This is a genomic window from Mesorhizobium sp. SP-1A (assembly GCF_032460275.1).
In the GTDB taxonomy this organism is placed as follows: Bacteria; Pseudomonadota; Alphaproteobacteria; order Rhizobiales; family Rhizobiaceae; genus Mesorhizobium.
The window spans coordinates 101,565-115,343 of the sequence record NZ_JAVXZD010000004.1; the positions used below are offsets into that span (position 1 = coordinate 101,565).

Below are 13,779 nucleotides of genomic sequence, written 5' to 3' on the forward strand. Positions count from 1 at the left end.
GGAAGGAACTATGAAGACTGTGACGCGGCGCCTGACGATGGCATTGGCGCTGGCCGCCTCGCTGGCGGTGTCAGCCGGCGCCATCGCTTTTGCGGAGGACAAGGACCTGATCGTGTTCGATTGGGCCGGTTATGAAGCGCCGGGCTTCCATCCCAAATATGTCGAGAAATACGGCGACTCGCCGACCTTCAGCTTCTTCGGGGAGGAGGAGGAGGCCTTCCAGAAGATCCGCTCGGGCTTCAAGGCCGACCTTGCCCATCCCTGCTCGCAGAATGTCGTCAAATGGCGCGAGGCGGGATTGCTGCAGCCGCTCGACCCTTCCAAAATCACTGGATGGAAGGACCTCAACCCCCAGATCATGGCGATGAAGGACCTGGTCTATTCCGATGACGGCAAGGTCTGGTTCCTGCCGTTCGAGTGGGGCAATACGCAGCTCACCTACAACAGCGAGAAGGTCGACGAGAAGGACATCCAGTCGGTACGAGCCTTCGCCGACCCCAAGTTCAAGGACCGGGTGTCGATCGGGGACAATGTCGACGACGCCTATGCGCTGGCCGCGATCGCCATAGGGCTCAAGAACGGCGCGATCATGAACGACGAGCAGTTCAAGCAGGCCTCGGATTTCCTGCGCCAGGTGCACAAGAACGTGCGTCTCTACTGGACCGACACGACCGACATCGTGCAGGCGCTTTCGGGCGGCGAGATCGATCTCGCCTGGGCCTGGAACGACGCCACCGTGCAATCCGTCGCCAACGGCGCGCCGATCAAGACCAAGAAGGACACCAAGGAAGGCTTTTCGACCTGGGTGTGCGGCTATGTGATGTTCAAGGACGCGCCCGGCAACAAGGACAAGGCGTATGATTTCCTCAACGCCATCAACGATCCGCAGGTCGCCAAGACGCTGGTGGGCGACTGGGGATACGGCCATGCGAACGTGAAGGGCATGGAGGGCGTCGCGCCAGAGGTGCTCAAGGAAAAAGGCTACGATGCCGCGCTGGAGCAGACCGACAGGGTGTGGTTCCAGTCGCCGGTGCCGTCCGACCTCAAGCAGAAGATGATCGCCGAGTTCGAGAAGATCAAGGCCGGGTACTGACTGGCCGGCACGGCTGGGACGCGATCGCCTTCAAGCGTACCGTTGTCCTAAAACCGGTTCCCGTTTTCGGGCGACATGCCCCAGCCGGCCGCTCGCGCCGTCACGCCGCCAGGAATTCCGGGTTTTGCCGGACCAGTTCGACCTTGAGCTTCTGCAGCGCCCGCGCCTCGATCTGGCGCACGCGTTCCTTCGAGATGCCGAGCGTGGCGCCAAGCTCTTCCAGCGTGGCGCCCTCGTCGGTCAGCCGCCGCTCCTCGATGATGCGCAGTTCGCGTGCGTTCAGCGCGCCGAGCGCGGCGCGCAGCCAGCCTGAGCGGCGTTCGATGTCGATGGTCTCGCCGACCACTTCGTCGGGCAGCGGGTCTTCGGAAACCAGGAAGTCCATGCGCTCGGCGCTGCCGCCCTCGTCGGCAAGCGGCGCGTTGAGCGAGCTGTCGGGTGCCGACAGGCGCGAATCCATCATCGCCACGTCGGCTTCTGGCACGCCGAGCGCCGCCGAGACCTGGCGATAGACGGCCGCGTTGGACAGCGGTTCGGTCCCGTTGGCCAGCTTGGCGCGCAGGCGCCTAAGGTTGAAGAAGAGGGCCTTCTGCGCCGAAGAGGTGCCGCCGCGCACGATCGACCAGTTGCGCAGGATATAGTCCTGCATCGACGCGCGGATCCACCAGGTCGCATAGGTGGAGAAGCGCACGTCCCGCTCGGGCTCGAAGCGGGCGGCCGCCTCCAGCAGCCCCACATGGCCTTCCTGCACCAGGTCGCTGATCGGCAGGCCGAAATGCCGGAAGCGGGTCGCCATGGCGATGACCAGCCGCATGTGGGAGACGGCGATGCGGTGCAGCGCCTCCTGGTCGTCGGCTTCCTTCCACCGCCTGGCCAGTTCGTGCTCCTCGTCGCGCTCGAGGTAGGGGGCGGCCATCGCAGCGCGGATGAACGTGCGTCCAGCTGTGTCTTCCATGGGACTCTCCCGGCAGTCTGGCTGTCGACCGATGGCGCCTGCGCTTGAAAAGCCCGGAGGGCGCCCTACAACAACGCACAACAACGTGCCGCTGAAACGATTGTTCCAGTGCCGCTTGCAGGCCGTTCTTGGGAATGACGCAGCGGCAGGAGCCGGCCGACCGGGAGCGGGACCGGATTTTGAGCATTTCATTCCGGAAATCTTGCTTGTTTGAAAATCTGTTGCTTAAATCGCCGGGAGAGTTCTGCCAGATTCCGCTTCATCCGCATCGGGCGGCGGTTGTCGTCGACCCCAAATCCAGGATCACAAAAAGATGAAATGGCTGAAATCGCTGCTCGTGGCCGCAACCGTCCAGGTGCTGGCCGTGACCGCCGGGCATGCCGGCGACAATCTGGACAAGATCAAACAGGCCGGGGCGATCCGGATCGGGACGGAAGGCACGTATGCGCCTTTCACCTATCATGACGCCTCGGGCGCGCTGGTCGGCTTCGACGTCGAGATCGGCCGCGAGATCGCCAAGCGGCTGGGCGTCAAGGCCGAGTTCCTCGAAGGCCGCTGGGACGGCCTGATCGCAGGGCTGGACGCGGACCGCTACGACGCCGTCATCAACCAGGTCGGCATCACCGACGCGCGCAAGCAGAAATATGATTTCTCAGAGCCCTACATCGCCTCCAAGGCAGTGCTGATCGTGCGCGGCGACAACGACACGCTGAAGAGCTTCGCCGACCTCAAGGGCAAGAAGTCGGCACAGTCGCTGACGTCCAATTTCGGCAAGCTCGCCGAGCAGAACGGCGCCGAGCTGGTCGGAACGGACGGCTTCGACCAGTCGATCCAGCTCGTGCTCAACGGGCGCGCCGACGGCACAATCAACGACAGCCTGTCCTTCTACGATTTCAAGAAGCACAAGCCCGACGCGAATGTGAAGATCGCGGCGCAGGAGGAGAATGCCGATTATTCCGGCGTGATCGTGCGCAAGGGCCAGCCCGAGCTGGTCGCGGCGATCAACAAGGCGCTGGACGAGATCAAGGCGGACGGCACCTACAAGAAGATCGCCGACACCTATTTCGGGCAGGACGTTTCCAAATAGGACTCCTGCCTTGGGCTGCGGTCAGCGGCTCCTCCAAGGCGGCGTGCCGGCCCGGCCCGCCGCTTTTTCGTTTGCTTCGGGTGCGGCTTCGGCGATTGTAGCGGAATCCCGCCGCCCATGCTCCTGAGGGGAGAAGATTCGTGACGCACTGGCTGCAACTGATGCTGGAGTCGCTGGGGCCGCTATTATGGGCGGCGCTGGCCTTCACCGCCCCGCTGACGCTGCTGTCCTTCGCCCTGGGGCTGACGCTCGGCCTGATCGTGGCGCTGGTCCGGCTGTTCGGGCCCGCGCCGCTGGTGGCCGTCGTGCGCTTCTACGTATGGATCATTCGCGGCACGCCGTTGCTGGTGCAGCTGTTCCTCATCTTCTACGGCCTGCCGGCGGCCGGCGTCGTGCTCGACGCCTTCCCGGCGGCACTGATCGGTTTCACCCTGAACATCGGCGCCTATTCCTCCGAGATCATCCGCGCGGTCATCAGCTCCGTGCCCCGCGGGCAATGGGAAGCGGCCTATTCCATCGGCATGACCTGGAGCCAGGCCATGCGCCGCACCATCCTGCCGCAGGCGGCGCGGGTGGCGGTGCCGCCGCTGTCCAACACCTTCATCTCGCTAGTCAAGGACACTTCGCTCGCAGCCGCCATCACCGTGCCGGAGCTGTTCCAGGCGGCCCAGCGCATCGTCGCCGTCACCTACGAGCCGCTGATCCTCTATATCGAGGCGGCGCTGATCTACCTGGTGATGAGTTCGGTGCTTTCGGCGCTGCAGGTCAGGCTGGAGAAACGGCTCGGACGCTATGGCGGCTTTCTGGAGGCGCGGTCGTGATCGAGCTGAAGAACATCGAGAAGCGCTTCGGCACCAATCTGGTGCTGAAGGACGTCAGCGTCGCCATGAACGAAGGCAGCGTGACCGCGCTGATCGGCCCTTCCGGCGGCGGCAAGAGCACGCTGCTGCGCTGCATCAATCTTTTGGAAATCCCGACCTCGGGCACGGTTCGCATCGGCGAGGAGGCCCTGACCTTCCGCCCCGGCGCGCGGGTGCCTTTTCGCGACATCCAGCGGCTGCGGCGCCAGACCGGCATGGTGTTCCAGAATTTCCAGCTGTTCCCGCACCGGACGGCGCTGGAAAACGTCATGGAAGGCCTGGTCACGGTGCTGAAATGGCCGCAGGACCGGGCGCGGGCACGGGCGATGGAGTTGCTGGAAAAGGTCGGCATGGCGGCCAAGGCCGATGCCTGGCCGGCGACGCTTTCAGGCGGGCAGCAGCAGCGCGTCGCCATCGCACGCGCGCTGGCGCCGTCGCCCAGGGTGCTGCTGTGCGACGAGCCGACCTCCGCGCTCGACCCGGAACTGGCGCAGGAGGTGGTCGACGTGCTCGGCCAGCTTGCCCGCGAAGGCACGACCATGGTCATGGCCACCCACGATCTCAGGCTCGCCTCGAAGGTTGCCGACGAAGTGGTCTTCCTCGACGCCGGCACCATCGTGGAGAAGGGGCCGGCCGAGGGCATCTTCTCCAACCCGGCGCATCAGCGCACCAGACGCTTCATCGCCACGCTGCGACAGGAGCAGGAAGCGGCCCGGGCGAAAGAGGCATAGGCTCCTGGCAAGGCGCGAACCGGTTTACGCCGGAAATGCGCAGAAACAAAAGATGCGGCGGGAGGCCGCCGAGGCTCCGCCGCATCCCTCGCAGCTTCAGTGGCCGCTCTGGCCGTCCGGTTCGAGATAGGCGATGCGCAGCATGTTGGTGGAGCCCGGCGTGCGCAGCGGCACGCCGGCGGTGATGATGATGCGGTCGCCCGGTTCGCCGAAATCTTCCTCGAAGGCGATACGGCAGGCGCGGCTGACCATGTCGTCGAGGTCCGTAGCGTCTTCCGACACCACGCAATGCGTGCCCCAGACCAGCGACAGGCGGCGCGCCGTCTCCAGGATGGGCGACAGGGCGATGATCGGCACCTGCGGCCGTTCACGCGCGGCGCGCAGCCCGGTGTTGCCGGACGCCGTGTAGGTGACGATGGCCGATAGCTTCAGCGTCTCGGCGATTTCCCGTGCCGCGAGCGAGATGGCGTCAGCGCCGGTGGCTTCCGGAGCGGCGCGCTGGCCGTTGATGACGGAGGCATAGGTGGGATCGCGCTCGACCTGTTCGGCGATACGGTTCATGGTGGCCACAGCTTCGACCGGATAGGCGCCGGCGGCGGATTCGGCCGAGAGCATGATGGCGTCCGCGCCCTCGAAGACCGCCGTCGCGACGTCCGACACCTCGGCGCGCGTCGGCACCGGGGCGGAGATCATCGATTCCAGCATCTGCGTGGCGACCACCACCGGCTTGCCGGCGCGGCGCGCGGCGCGGGTGATCTGCTTCTGGATGCCCGGCACCGCCTCTAGCGGCATCTCGACACCGAGGTCGCCGCGGGCGACCATCAGCGCATCGGACAGTTCCATGATCTCGTCCAGCCGCTTTACCGCCTGCGGCTTCTCGATCTTCGACAGGAGCAGGGCACGGCCGCGTGCGATCTTGCGCGCCTCCGCGAGGTCTTCCGGGCGCTGGATGAAGGAAAGCGCGATCCAGTCCACGCCCGCGGCGAGCGCGGCGTCGAGATCCTTGCGGTCCTTCTCCGTCAGCGCGCCGACCGGCAGGTCCGTGTCGGGCAGGGAAACGCCCTTCCTGTCCGAGATGCCGGTCCCGGCGACGACCGTGCAGACGATCGACCTGCCATCGCCGCTGAGGGCCTTCAGCTCCAGTTTGCCGTCGTCGATGAGCAGGCGATGCCCGGGCTCGACCGAGCGCAGGATTTCGGGGTGCGGAAGATGGACGCGCGTGGCGTCGCCCGGCGTGGGATCGTCGTCCAGCGTGAAGGTCTGGCCGACGGCCAGCGTTTCCTTGCCCCTGGCGAACTTGCCGACGCGCAGCTTGGGGCCTTGAAGGTCGGCAAGGATGCCGATCGGACGGCCGACAGCCTTCTCCACATCGCGGATGCGGCCGACCAGCGTGCGCATCAGGTCATGATCCGCATGGCTCATATTGATGCGGAACACGTCGGCGCCCGCTTCGAACAGCCGTTTCAGCATGGCCTCGTCGGAGGAGGCCGGGCCGATGGTGGCGAGGATCTTGACCTTGCGGCTGCGTCTCATGGATGTCCGTTGCTTCCCGTAGGTGCGGCGGCGCCCGCGCTCGGGGCGGCGCCATCCGTTGAAGGCTGATCGGTGAGCTGGACCATCCAGTTCGCCTGTTCGCCCGTGTCGTATTCCTGGAAACCGGCGCGCTGGAAGCCTCGGGCGACGCAGTCCGTCACGCCGGCGATCTTGAATTCCTTTTCCGCCACGCACATGCTGATCGGGCCGTCCCAGCGCCCGCCGCGCTCGGCGTCTTCCGCATAGAGATAGTAGAACCGCGACGACAGCGGCCCTTCGATCAGCGTCTTGCAGCTCGAGGCGTCGATGTGCCACCAGCCCTCGGTGATCCAGCCGGCCTTGGCGCGATAGCCGATGCCGACGCCGACCAGGTTCTGCGTCGCGTTGCAGACGCGGAAATCCGCCCGCGCCGGCGACGCCGCGACCAGCGGCATCACGAGCAGCGCGGCAAGCATCGTCAGCGGCAAGGCAAAGGCCCTGCGCGCGCGCGGCCTGCCGGCGGATTGCATTGTAGAACCCCTCGGGAATGTCAGCGACATGTTCGGTTGCCCCTTTTCGGAAAAGTCCGGGCGCATGTCAACGCGCAGAGCCACCCAAATCCAATCGATTTAGACGGGCAAGCCGAGCGGTCCTTCGCGTCCTGCGCATGATTTCGGTAAAAACCTTGGCCAAACAACGGCATTGCGCGCGTGTCCGCTTCGTGGGATCACCAGACTAGCACCCTGCCCGCCGACCAACGGACCGATTTTCCCCGCCGATGACCCGATCCACAGTTTTCGCTCCCTTCGACATGGTCGAGGGCGACCGCGCCAAGGGCCTCGTGCTTCTGGCAGACCATGCACGCCGCGAACTGCCGCAGGAATACGGCGATCTCGGCCTGCCTGCCGCCGAATTCGGCCGGCACATCGCCTATGACATCGGCGTCGAGGCGGTGACGCGCGAACTGGCCGCGCTGACCGGCGCGCCGGCCGTGCTGGCGGGGTTCTCGCGGCTGCTCATCGACCCGAACCGCGGCGAGGACGACCCGACGCTGATCCGCCAGCTCTATGACGGCACCATCGTGCCGGGAAACTATCCGCTGGCCGAGGAAGAGCGTGAGCGGCGGCTGGAGAACTTCTACCGGCCTTATCATGACGCGGTGGCGGCAATGATCGCCTCGGTGGCGGAAGCTGCCGGGCAGGCGCCGCTCATCCTGTCGGTCCATTCCTTCACGCCGGTCATGCAGGGGCGCATCAGGCCGTGGCATGTCGGGATCCTCTGGGACAAGGACGGCCGTGCGCCGCGCCCGCTGATCGAGGCGTTGGCGGCCGACGGCAGCCTCGTCGTGGGCGACAACGAGCCCTATGACGGCGCGCTGCGCGGCGACACCATGTTCAAGCACGCGACCGCGAACGGCCTCGCCCATGCGCTGGTGGAGATAAGGCAGGACCTCATCGCCGACGGCGCGGGCGCGCTTGCCTGGGCAGAGCGGCTGGCGCCCATCGTTGACGCCATCAACCGCCGGCCCGATATACATGAAGTCAGGATGTTCGGCTCCCGCACGGATCGAGCGTGAGGGAAAGCCGGCTCAGGGAGCCTTGAAGATGACCGGGATCACCGAAGACCAGCAGCGCGATTTCGAAGCCGCGGCGTTCCGCCGGCTGCTCCGGCACCTGCGCGAGCGCAGCGACGTGCAGAACATCGACCTGATGAACCTCGCCGGCTTCTGCCGCAACTGCCTGTCGAACTGGTATCGCGAGGCCGCCGAGGCGGAAGGCGTGGCGCTCACCAAGGACGAATCGCGCGAGATCGTCTACGGCATGCCCTATGCCGAGTGGCAGAAACTCTACCAGACGGAGGCTTCCCAGGCGCAGAAAGCGGCCTTCGAGGTCAATCGTCCCAAGGACCATTGAGGCCGCCGGACCTGTCACGACACCGGTGTGCAAGCGGGCCGCGCTGGCCTAAAGCCTGCCCGGTTCGTTCGCTTGACTGGGACTTAAATCGATCTAGGTTGCGCGAATCTTCGTAAAACACCGTTCGGAGTCATCATGGAGGCGGTCAACGCCATGCAGTCCGCCGTGCGCGGCCGCTGGGCCGTCGCGGCCATGTTCTTCATCAACGGATTCCTGACGGGAAGCTGGGCGCCGCAGATTCCGGTGTTCCTGGCGCGGCTCGACATCTCCAAGTTCACGCTGGGCCTGCTCATCCTCGGTTTCGGTCTCGGCGCGCTGGTCTTCATGCCGCTGTCCGGCTACCTGATGTCGAGGCATGGCTCGCGCGCTGTGCTGCGCGGCTTCGCCTCAGTGGCGGTGTTCGCGCTGCTGCTGGTGGCGCTGGCGCCCAACGTGCCGCTGGCGGCGGTGGCGATGGTCCTGTTCGGCGGCTTCGCCGGGGGCATGGATGTGGCCATGAACGCCAACGCGGTTGCCGTGGAGCGGCGCCTGTCACGGGCGGTGATGTCGTCGTCGCACGGCTTCTGGAGCCTCGGCGGCTTCGCCGGCGGTGGCGCAGGCGGCATGGTGATCCAGAATTTCGGCCCGGTGATCCACGCCGCGCTGGTGACCGCGGTCGCCATCGCCATGCTGGCCGTCGCCGCACCGCGCCTGGTCGCCGACCACCGCCAGCCCGCAGCGCACGCCCACCGCAAATTCTCCCTGCCGGCTTCGCCCGCTATCTATCTGGTCGGGCTGATGGCGCTGCTTTCCATGATTCCCGAAGGCGCCATTCTCGATTGGGCCGCGCTCTACCTCAAACAGGAACTCGGCGCGGACCTCGCCACGGCGGGGCTCGCCTTCGCCTTCTTCTCCGGCACCATGTCGCTGATGCGCTTTGCCGGCGATGGCGTGCGCAACCGCTTCGGCGCGGTGAAGACCCTGCGCATATCCAGCCTGATCGCCGCCTTCGGCATTCTGGTCGCGGCGCTGGCGCCCTGGCCGTGGCTGGCGATCGCCGCCTTTTCCTTCGCCGGGCTCGGCATCGCCAACATGGTGCCGATCGCCTTCTCGGCGGGCGGCAACCAGCCGGGCCTGGCGCCCGGCACGGGCATGAGCGTCGTCACGACGATGGGTTATTCCGGCATATTGATCGCGCCATCGGCCATCGGCTTTGCCGCCGAACATGTCGGCTTCTCGCCGGTCTTCGTCGTGCTGGCGGGCTTCCTGGTCGTGGTGTGCCTGATGTCGAACCTCGCGCGCGGCGCGGATTTCGCGCCTCAGCCGGCAGAATAAGGCAATCGGCAGAGCGGAATCGCGAAAGGCGGAAGGCCCCGGCCCTCCGCCTTTTCCCCGTGGTCAGACCCGGGCGGGGATCAGATCCGGCCCATGAGCAACAGGATCAGGACGACGACGAGGATCACGCCGACAATGCCGGACGGGCCGTAGCCCCAACCACGAGAATAAGGCCAACTCGGCACAGCCCCGATCAGGATCAGAATAAGAATGATTACCAGTATGGTGCTGAGCGTCATGGACAGTCCCTCGCTTTGAGTTATGCGACGGAGAGACAATGCGAAAACCCGCCCCGCGGTTCCGGGCGGGCCTCATATGATCTTGGGGCTTAATCGGCGGGTTCCCGGATTTCAATCTTGACTGGTGCAGTCAACTATTGGTAACCGCTGTCCATCGGATCGCCCTCAGTCGAAGGACAAAGCCATGAAATCCATTCTTTCCATGCTGGTCGGGACCGCCGCGCTGGCAGCAGGCCTCCCAGCCGCGCCGGCACTGGCGCAGGACGACGGCATCGTCGTCTACAATGCCCAGCACGAGAGCCTTGCCAAGGAATGGGCGAAAGGCTTCACCAAGGAAACCGGCATCAAGGTGACGCTGCGCAATGGCGGCGACAGCGAGTTCTCCAACCAGATCGTCGCCGAGGGCGCGTCCTCGCCGGCGGACGTGTTCCTGACCGAGAATTCGCCGGCCATGGCGCTGGTCGAAAGCGCGGACCTGTTCGCGCCGGTCGATGCCGATACGCTGGCGCAGGTGCCGGAGAACTACAGGCCTTCCAGCGGCAAGTGGACCGGGGTGGCGGCGCGCAGCACGGTCTTTGCCTACAACAAGGACAAGCTGAAGGAAGACCAACTGCCCAAGTCGATGCTCGACCTTGCCGATCCGGCCTGGAAGGGGCGCTGGGCCGCGTCGCCTTCGGGAGCCGACTTTCAGGCGATCGTCAGCGGCCTGCTGGAACTGAAGGGCGAGGAGGCCACCGCGGCGTGGCTGAAGGGCATGAAGGCCAACTTCACCGCCTATCGCGGCAACGGCACGGTGATGAAGGCGGTGAACGCCGGCGAAATCGACGGCGGCATCATCTATCACTACTACTACTTCGGCGATCAGGCCAAGACCGGCGAGAACAGCAAGAACGTGGCCCTGCACTATTTCAAGAACCAGGATCCGGGGGCGTTCGTGTCGATTTCGGGCGGCGGCGTGCTGGCTTCCAGCAAGCATCCGAAGGAAGCGCAGGCGTTCCTGAAGTGGGTCACCGGCAAGGGCGGCCAGGACGTGCTGAAGAACGGCACGTCCTATGAATACGCGGTCGGCGCCGGCGATGAATCCAATCCCAAGCTGGTTCCGCTGGCCGATCTGGACGCCCCGAAGGTGGACCCGAAGAAGCTCAACTCCAAAAAGGTCACCGACCTGATGACGGCAGCCGGCTTGCTTTAGCCGACATTAGCCGTAAAAGGGATGCTCCCGCGCATATCCGGAGCGGGAGTGTCCTGTTTTCGAAAGGCCGATATCATGAACCGAACCCCCGGTCGCGCTCCCTGCCGCCCGACCGTTTCGGCCGGCCTTCAAACCGCGTGAAGCGATGGCATCGTCGGCCGGCTATGCGCATTCGGACGTCGCGGTCAGGGCTGTGACGGGCCGGAGTCTGCGCCGCCGCCCCATGCCCTGGATCGCGATCGCGGCGGTGCTGGTGTCGCTGCTCGCGCTGCTGCCGCTCGGCTTCGTGGTCGTCGCCGTGGTCCAGGCGGGATGGCAAACCGTGGCCGCCCTGGTGTTCCGGCCGCGCGTCGGAGAGCTTCTGGCCAATACCGCGCTGCTGGCGATCTTCGCCGTGCCGATCTCGGCGGCGCTGGCTCTGGCGCTCGCCTGGCTGACCGAGCGCAGCGACCTCCCCGGCGCGCGGCTGTGGTCGTGGCTGTCGGTCGCGCCGCTGGCGGTTCCGGCCTTCGTCCACTCCTATGCCTGGGTGACGCTGTTTCCGGGCATGAACGGGCTGTGGGCCGGCGTGTTCATTTCCGTCATCGCCTATTTCCCGTTCCTCTATTTGCCGATCTCGGCGGCGATGCGCCGTCTGGACCCCGCGCTGGAGGACGCCGCCGCATCGCTCGGCCTGAGCCCGGGGCGCATCTTCCTGCGTGTCGTGCTGCCGCAGATGCGGCTCGCTCTGTGCGGCGGCGGGCTGCTGGTTGCGCTGCACCTTTTGGCCGAGTACGGACTTTACGTGTTCATCCGCTTCGACACTTTCACCACGGCGATCGTCGACCAGTTCCAGTCGACCTTCAACGGCGCGGCGGCCAACATGCTGGCCGGCGTGCTGGTGGTCTGCTGCCTAGTGCTCCTGGGTATCGAGGTGCTCGCGCGCGGCGAGGAACGCTATGCGCGCGTCGGTTCCGGCGCGGCGCGCCAGCAGCAGCGCGCCCGGCTCGGCCGCATGACGCTGCCTTGCATGATGTTGCCGATCGTCGTCGCCGCGCTGTCGCTCGGAGTTCCCTTCACCACCATCGGCCGCTGGCTGATCGCCGGAGGCGCCGGCGTCTGGCGCCTGGACGAGATCGGCCTGGCGCTGGGGCAGACGCTGTTCCTTGCGCTTGCCGGCGGGCTGCTGGCGACACTTGCGGCAATTCCGATGGCGTGGATGTCGATCCGCTCGCCGGGCCGCCTGCAAAGAATGCTGGAAGGCACCAACTACATCGTCGGCTCGCTGCCGGGCGTAGTGGTGGCGCTGGCGCTGGTCACGATCACCGTCCACGTCGCGATGCCGCTCTACCAGACGCTGTTCACGATCATATTGGCATATGGGCTGATGTTCCTGCCGCGCGCGCTGATCAGCCTGCGCGCCTCGGTCGCACAGGCGCCGGTCGAACTGGAACGCGCCGCAGGCAGCCTCGGCCGTCCGCCCCTGAAGGCGCTCTGGGCCACGACGATCCGCCTGTCCGCGCCGGGCGCAGCCGCCGGGCTGGCGCTTTCGGCGCTCGGCATCCTGAACGAACTAACCGCCACGCAGATGCTCGCGCCCAACGGCACGCGCACGCTGGCCATGGCGTTCTGGAACTACAGCGGCGAGATCGACTACGCCGCAGCGGCGCCTTACGCGGCGATCATGGTGGCGATGTCGCTGCCGCTCACCTGGCTGCTTTATGTCCAGTCGAAACGGATGGCCGGACGATGAGCCTTCTCGAACTGCACGGTCTTTACAAGAACTACGGCCCGGTCGCTGCGCTGGCCGGCGTGGACATGGCCGTGGCGCCCGGCACGCGCACGGCCATCGTGGGGCCGTCCGGCTGCGGCAAGACCACGCTCCTGCGGCTGATCGCCGGCTTCGAGGTTCCCGACAAGGGCCGCATCGTGCTCGACGGACAGGTTCTCGCCGACGAGACGGGCAGCGTGCCCGCCCATTTGCGCGGCATCGGCCTCGTCGCCCAGGACGGGGCGCTGTTCCCGCACCTGACCATTGCGGAGAATATCGGCTTCGGCCTGGCACGCAGCACCGCGCGGCGGCAGGAGCGCATTGCCGAGCTTGCCTATATCGTCGGGCTGGACGCCGCCATCCTGAAGCGGCGGCCGCACCAGCTTTCCGGCGGGCAGCAGCAAAGGGTGGCGCTGGCCCGCGCGATGGCGATGAAGCCGCGGCTGATGCTGCTGGACGAACCCTTTTCCGCCCTCGACACCGGCCTGCGCGCCTCGATGCGCAAGGCGGTGGCCGAGATGCTGGAGGCGGCCGGCATCACCACCATACTGGTGACGCACGACCAGGCCGAGGCGTTGTCCTTTGCCGATCAGGTCGCCGTCATGCGCGAAGGCCGCTTCTCGCAGGTCGGCACGCCGCGCGAACTTTATCTCAAGCCGAAGGACCGAATGGTGGCCGAGTTCCTCGGCGAGGCGATCGTGCTGCCGGCGAGGGTGGGCGGCGGTTTCGCCGAATGTTCGCTGGGTCGCATCGCGCTTGAAACCAAGGACAAGCGCGATCTCGCCCGCATCATGTTGCGGCCCGAGCAGGTGATGCTGGAGCGCGCGACGCGCGAGGAAGCCATGGCGGCGCGGCCGGGCCAGCTCTATGGCGAGGTGACCGACCTGGAATTCGGCGGCGCCACATGCTCGGTGGCGGTGAAGCTGCTGAACAGTCTCGATCCGCCCGAGGCGGCAGCCATCGGCAGCACGCCGCTGATGTTGCGCAAGGCCGGCACCGACGCGCCGTCCGTGGGCGAGATCGTGCGCATTCACGTGGTCGGCGCCGCGCACGTGTTTTCCTGAAACCGCGGCTTCGGGCCGGATTCCGAAACGGCGCGGATTGCAAGCCTTTTTCGAAGTTCTCCTGACGCG

General features: G+C 66.2%; 14 protein-coding genes. 10 read left to right on the forward strand and 4 right to left on the reverse strand.

Annotated elements, in window-relative coordinates; translation table 11 throughout:
- Nucleotides 1-10 precede the first annotated feature (10 nt).
- A complete protein-coding gene (locus tag QU595_RS18760; RefSeq protein WP_315924707.1) occupies nt 11-1,093 on the forward strand; it encodes an extracellular solute-binding protein in 1,083 nt (360 codons plus the stop codon).
- A gap of 100 nt (nt 1,094-1,193) precedes the next feature.
- Here the strand turns inward: QU595_RS18760 and QU595_RS18765 are convergent, their stop codons facing one another.
- Nucleotides 1,194-2,048 carry an RNA polymerase factor sigma-32 gene (locus QU595_RS18765; RefSeq protein ID WP_315924708.1) on the reverse strand — a complete coding sequence of 285 codons (855 nt, stop codon included), beginning with the start codon at nt 2,046-2,048 and terminating at the stop codon, nt 1,194-1,196.
- Nucleotides 2,049-2,361: 313 nt separating this feature from the next.
- Here QU595_RS18765 and QU595_RS18770 point away from each other — a divergent pair, with 313 nt between their 5' ends.
- From QU595_RS18770 to QU595_RS18780, 3 genes are all read left to right on the forward strand, one after another.
- Nucleotides 2,362-3,135, forward strand: coding sequence for an amino acid ABC transporter substrate-binding protein (locus tag QU595_RS18770; protein WP_315924710.1), 774 nt, complete (start codon nt 2,362-2,364; stop codon nt 3,133-3,135).
- Nucleotides 3,136-3,275: 140 nt separating this feature from the next.
- The gene (locus QU595_RS18775) at nt 3,276-3,956 is read left to right on the forward strand and encodes an amino acid ABC transporter permease (protein ID WP_315924712.1); all 681 of its coding nucleotides are present in this window, start codon (nt 3,276-3,278) and stop codon (nt 3,954-3,956) included.
- On the forward strand, nt 3,953-4,726 hold the full coding sequence (locus tag QU595_RS18780) for an amino acid ABC transporter ATP-binding protein (protein ID WP_315924713.1): 774 nt from the start codon (nt 3,953-3,955) through the stop codon (nt 4,724-4,726). Before QU595_RS18775 ends, QU595_RS18780 begins: the two co-directional genes overlap by 4 nt.
- A 96-nt stretch (nt 4,727-4,822) precedes the next feature.
- Here QU595_RS18780 and pyk read toward each other — a convergent pair whose 3' ends face one another.
- Nucleotides 4,823-6,259 carry a pyruvate kinase gene (gene pyk, locus QU595_RS18785; protein WP_315924715.1) on the reverse strand — a complete coding sequence of 479 codons (1,437 nt, stop codon included), beginning with the start codon at nt 6,257-6,259 and terminating at the stop codon, nt 4,823-4,825.
- Nucleotides 6,256-6,714: a DUF1036 domain-containing protein gene (locus tag QU595_RS18790; RefSeq protein WP_410000536.1), complete on the reverse strand. Its 459-nt coding sequence runs from the start codon at nt 6,712-6,714 to the stop codon at nt 6,256-6,258. The genes pyk and QU595_RS18790 overlap by 4 nt, the downstream gene beginning before the upstream one ends.
- A gap of 302 nt (nt 6,715-7,016) precedes the next feature.
- Here QU595_RS18790 and QU595_RS18795 point away from each other — a divergent pair, with 302 nt between their 5' ends.
- The 3 genes from QU595_RS18795 (at nt 7,017) to QU595_RS18805 (ending at nt 9,465) form a co-directional block, all read left to right on the forward strand.
- Nucleotides 7,017-7,814 carry an N-formylglutamate amidohydrolase gene (locus QU595_RS18795; protein ID WP_315924719.1) on the forward strand — a complete coding sequence of 266 codons (798 nt, stop codon included), beginning with the start codon at nt 7,017-7,019 and terminating at the stop codon, nt 7,812-7,814.
- Between the two features lie 28 nt (nt 7,815-7,842).
- Entirely contained in the window at nt 7,843-8,151 is a 309-nt protein-coding gene (locus QU595_RS18800; RefSeq protein WP_315924721.1) for a DUF1244 domain-containing protein, read from the forward strand.
- A gap of 135 nt (nt 8,152-8,286) precedes the next feature.
- Entirely contained in the window at nt 8,287-9,465 is a 1,179-nt protein-coding gene (locus tag QU595_RS18805) for an MFS transporter (protein ID WP_315924723.1), read from the forward strand.
- 80 nt (nt 9,466-9,545) lie between these two features.
- Here QU595_RS18805 and QU595_RS18810 read toward each other — a convergent pair whose 3' ends face one another.
- Complete coding sequence (locus QU595_RS18810; protein WP_315924725.1) at nt 9,546-9,704, reverse strand: DUF3309 family protein; 159 nt, start codon at nt 9,702-9,704, stop codon at nt 9,546-9,548.
- 184 nt (nt 9,705-9,888) lie between these two features.
- On the opposite strand from QU595_RS18810, the gene QU595_RS18815 reads away from it, so the two are divergent.
- The 3 genes from QU595_RS18815 (at nt 9,889) to QU595_RS18825 (ending at nt 13,710) form a co-directional block, all read left to right on the forward strand.
- A complete protein-coding gene (locus tag QU595_RS18815; protein WP_315924727.1) occupies nt 9,889-10,896 on the forward strand; it encodes an iron ABC transporter substrate-binding protein in 1,008 nt (335 codons plus the stop codon).
- Between the two features lie 223 nt (nt 10,897-11,119).
- Nucleotides 11,120-12,628 (forward strand): iron ABC transporter permease, encoded by a 1,509-nt coding sequence (locus QU595_RS18820; RefSeq protein ID WP_315925682.1) that lies wholly within the window; start codon nt 11,120-11,122, stop codon nt 12,626-12,628.
- Nucleotides 12,625-13,710, forward strand: a complete 1,086-nt coding sequence (locus QU595_RS18825) for an ABC transporter ATP-binding protein (RefSeq protein WP_315924729.1) — start codon at nt 12,625-12,627, stop codon at nt 13,708-13,710. The genes QU595_RS18820 and QU595_RS18825 overlap by 4 nt, the downstream gene beginning before the upstream one ends.
- The last annotated feature ends 69 nt before the right edge of the window (nt 13,711-13,779 follow it).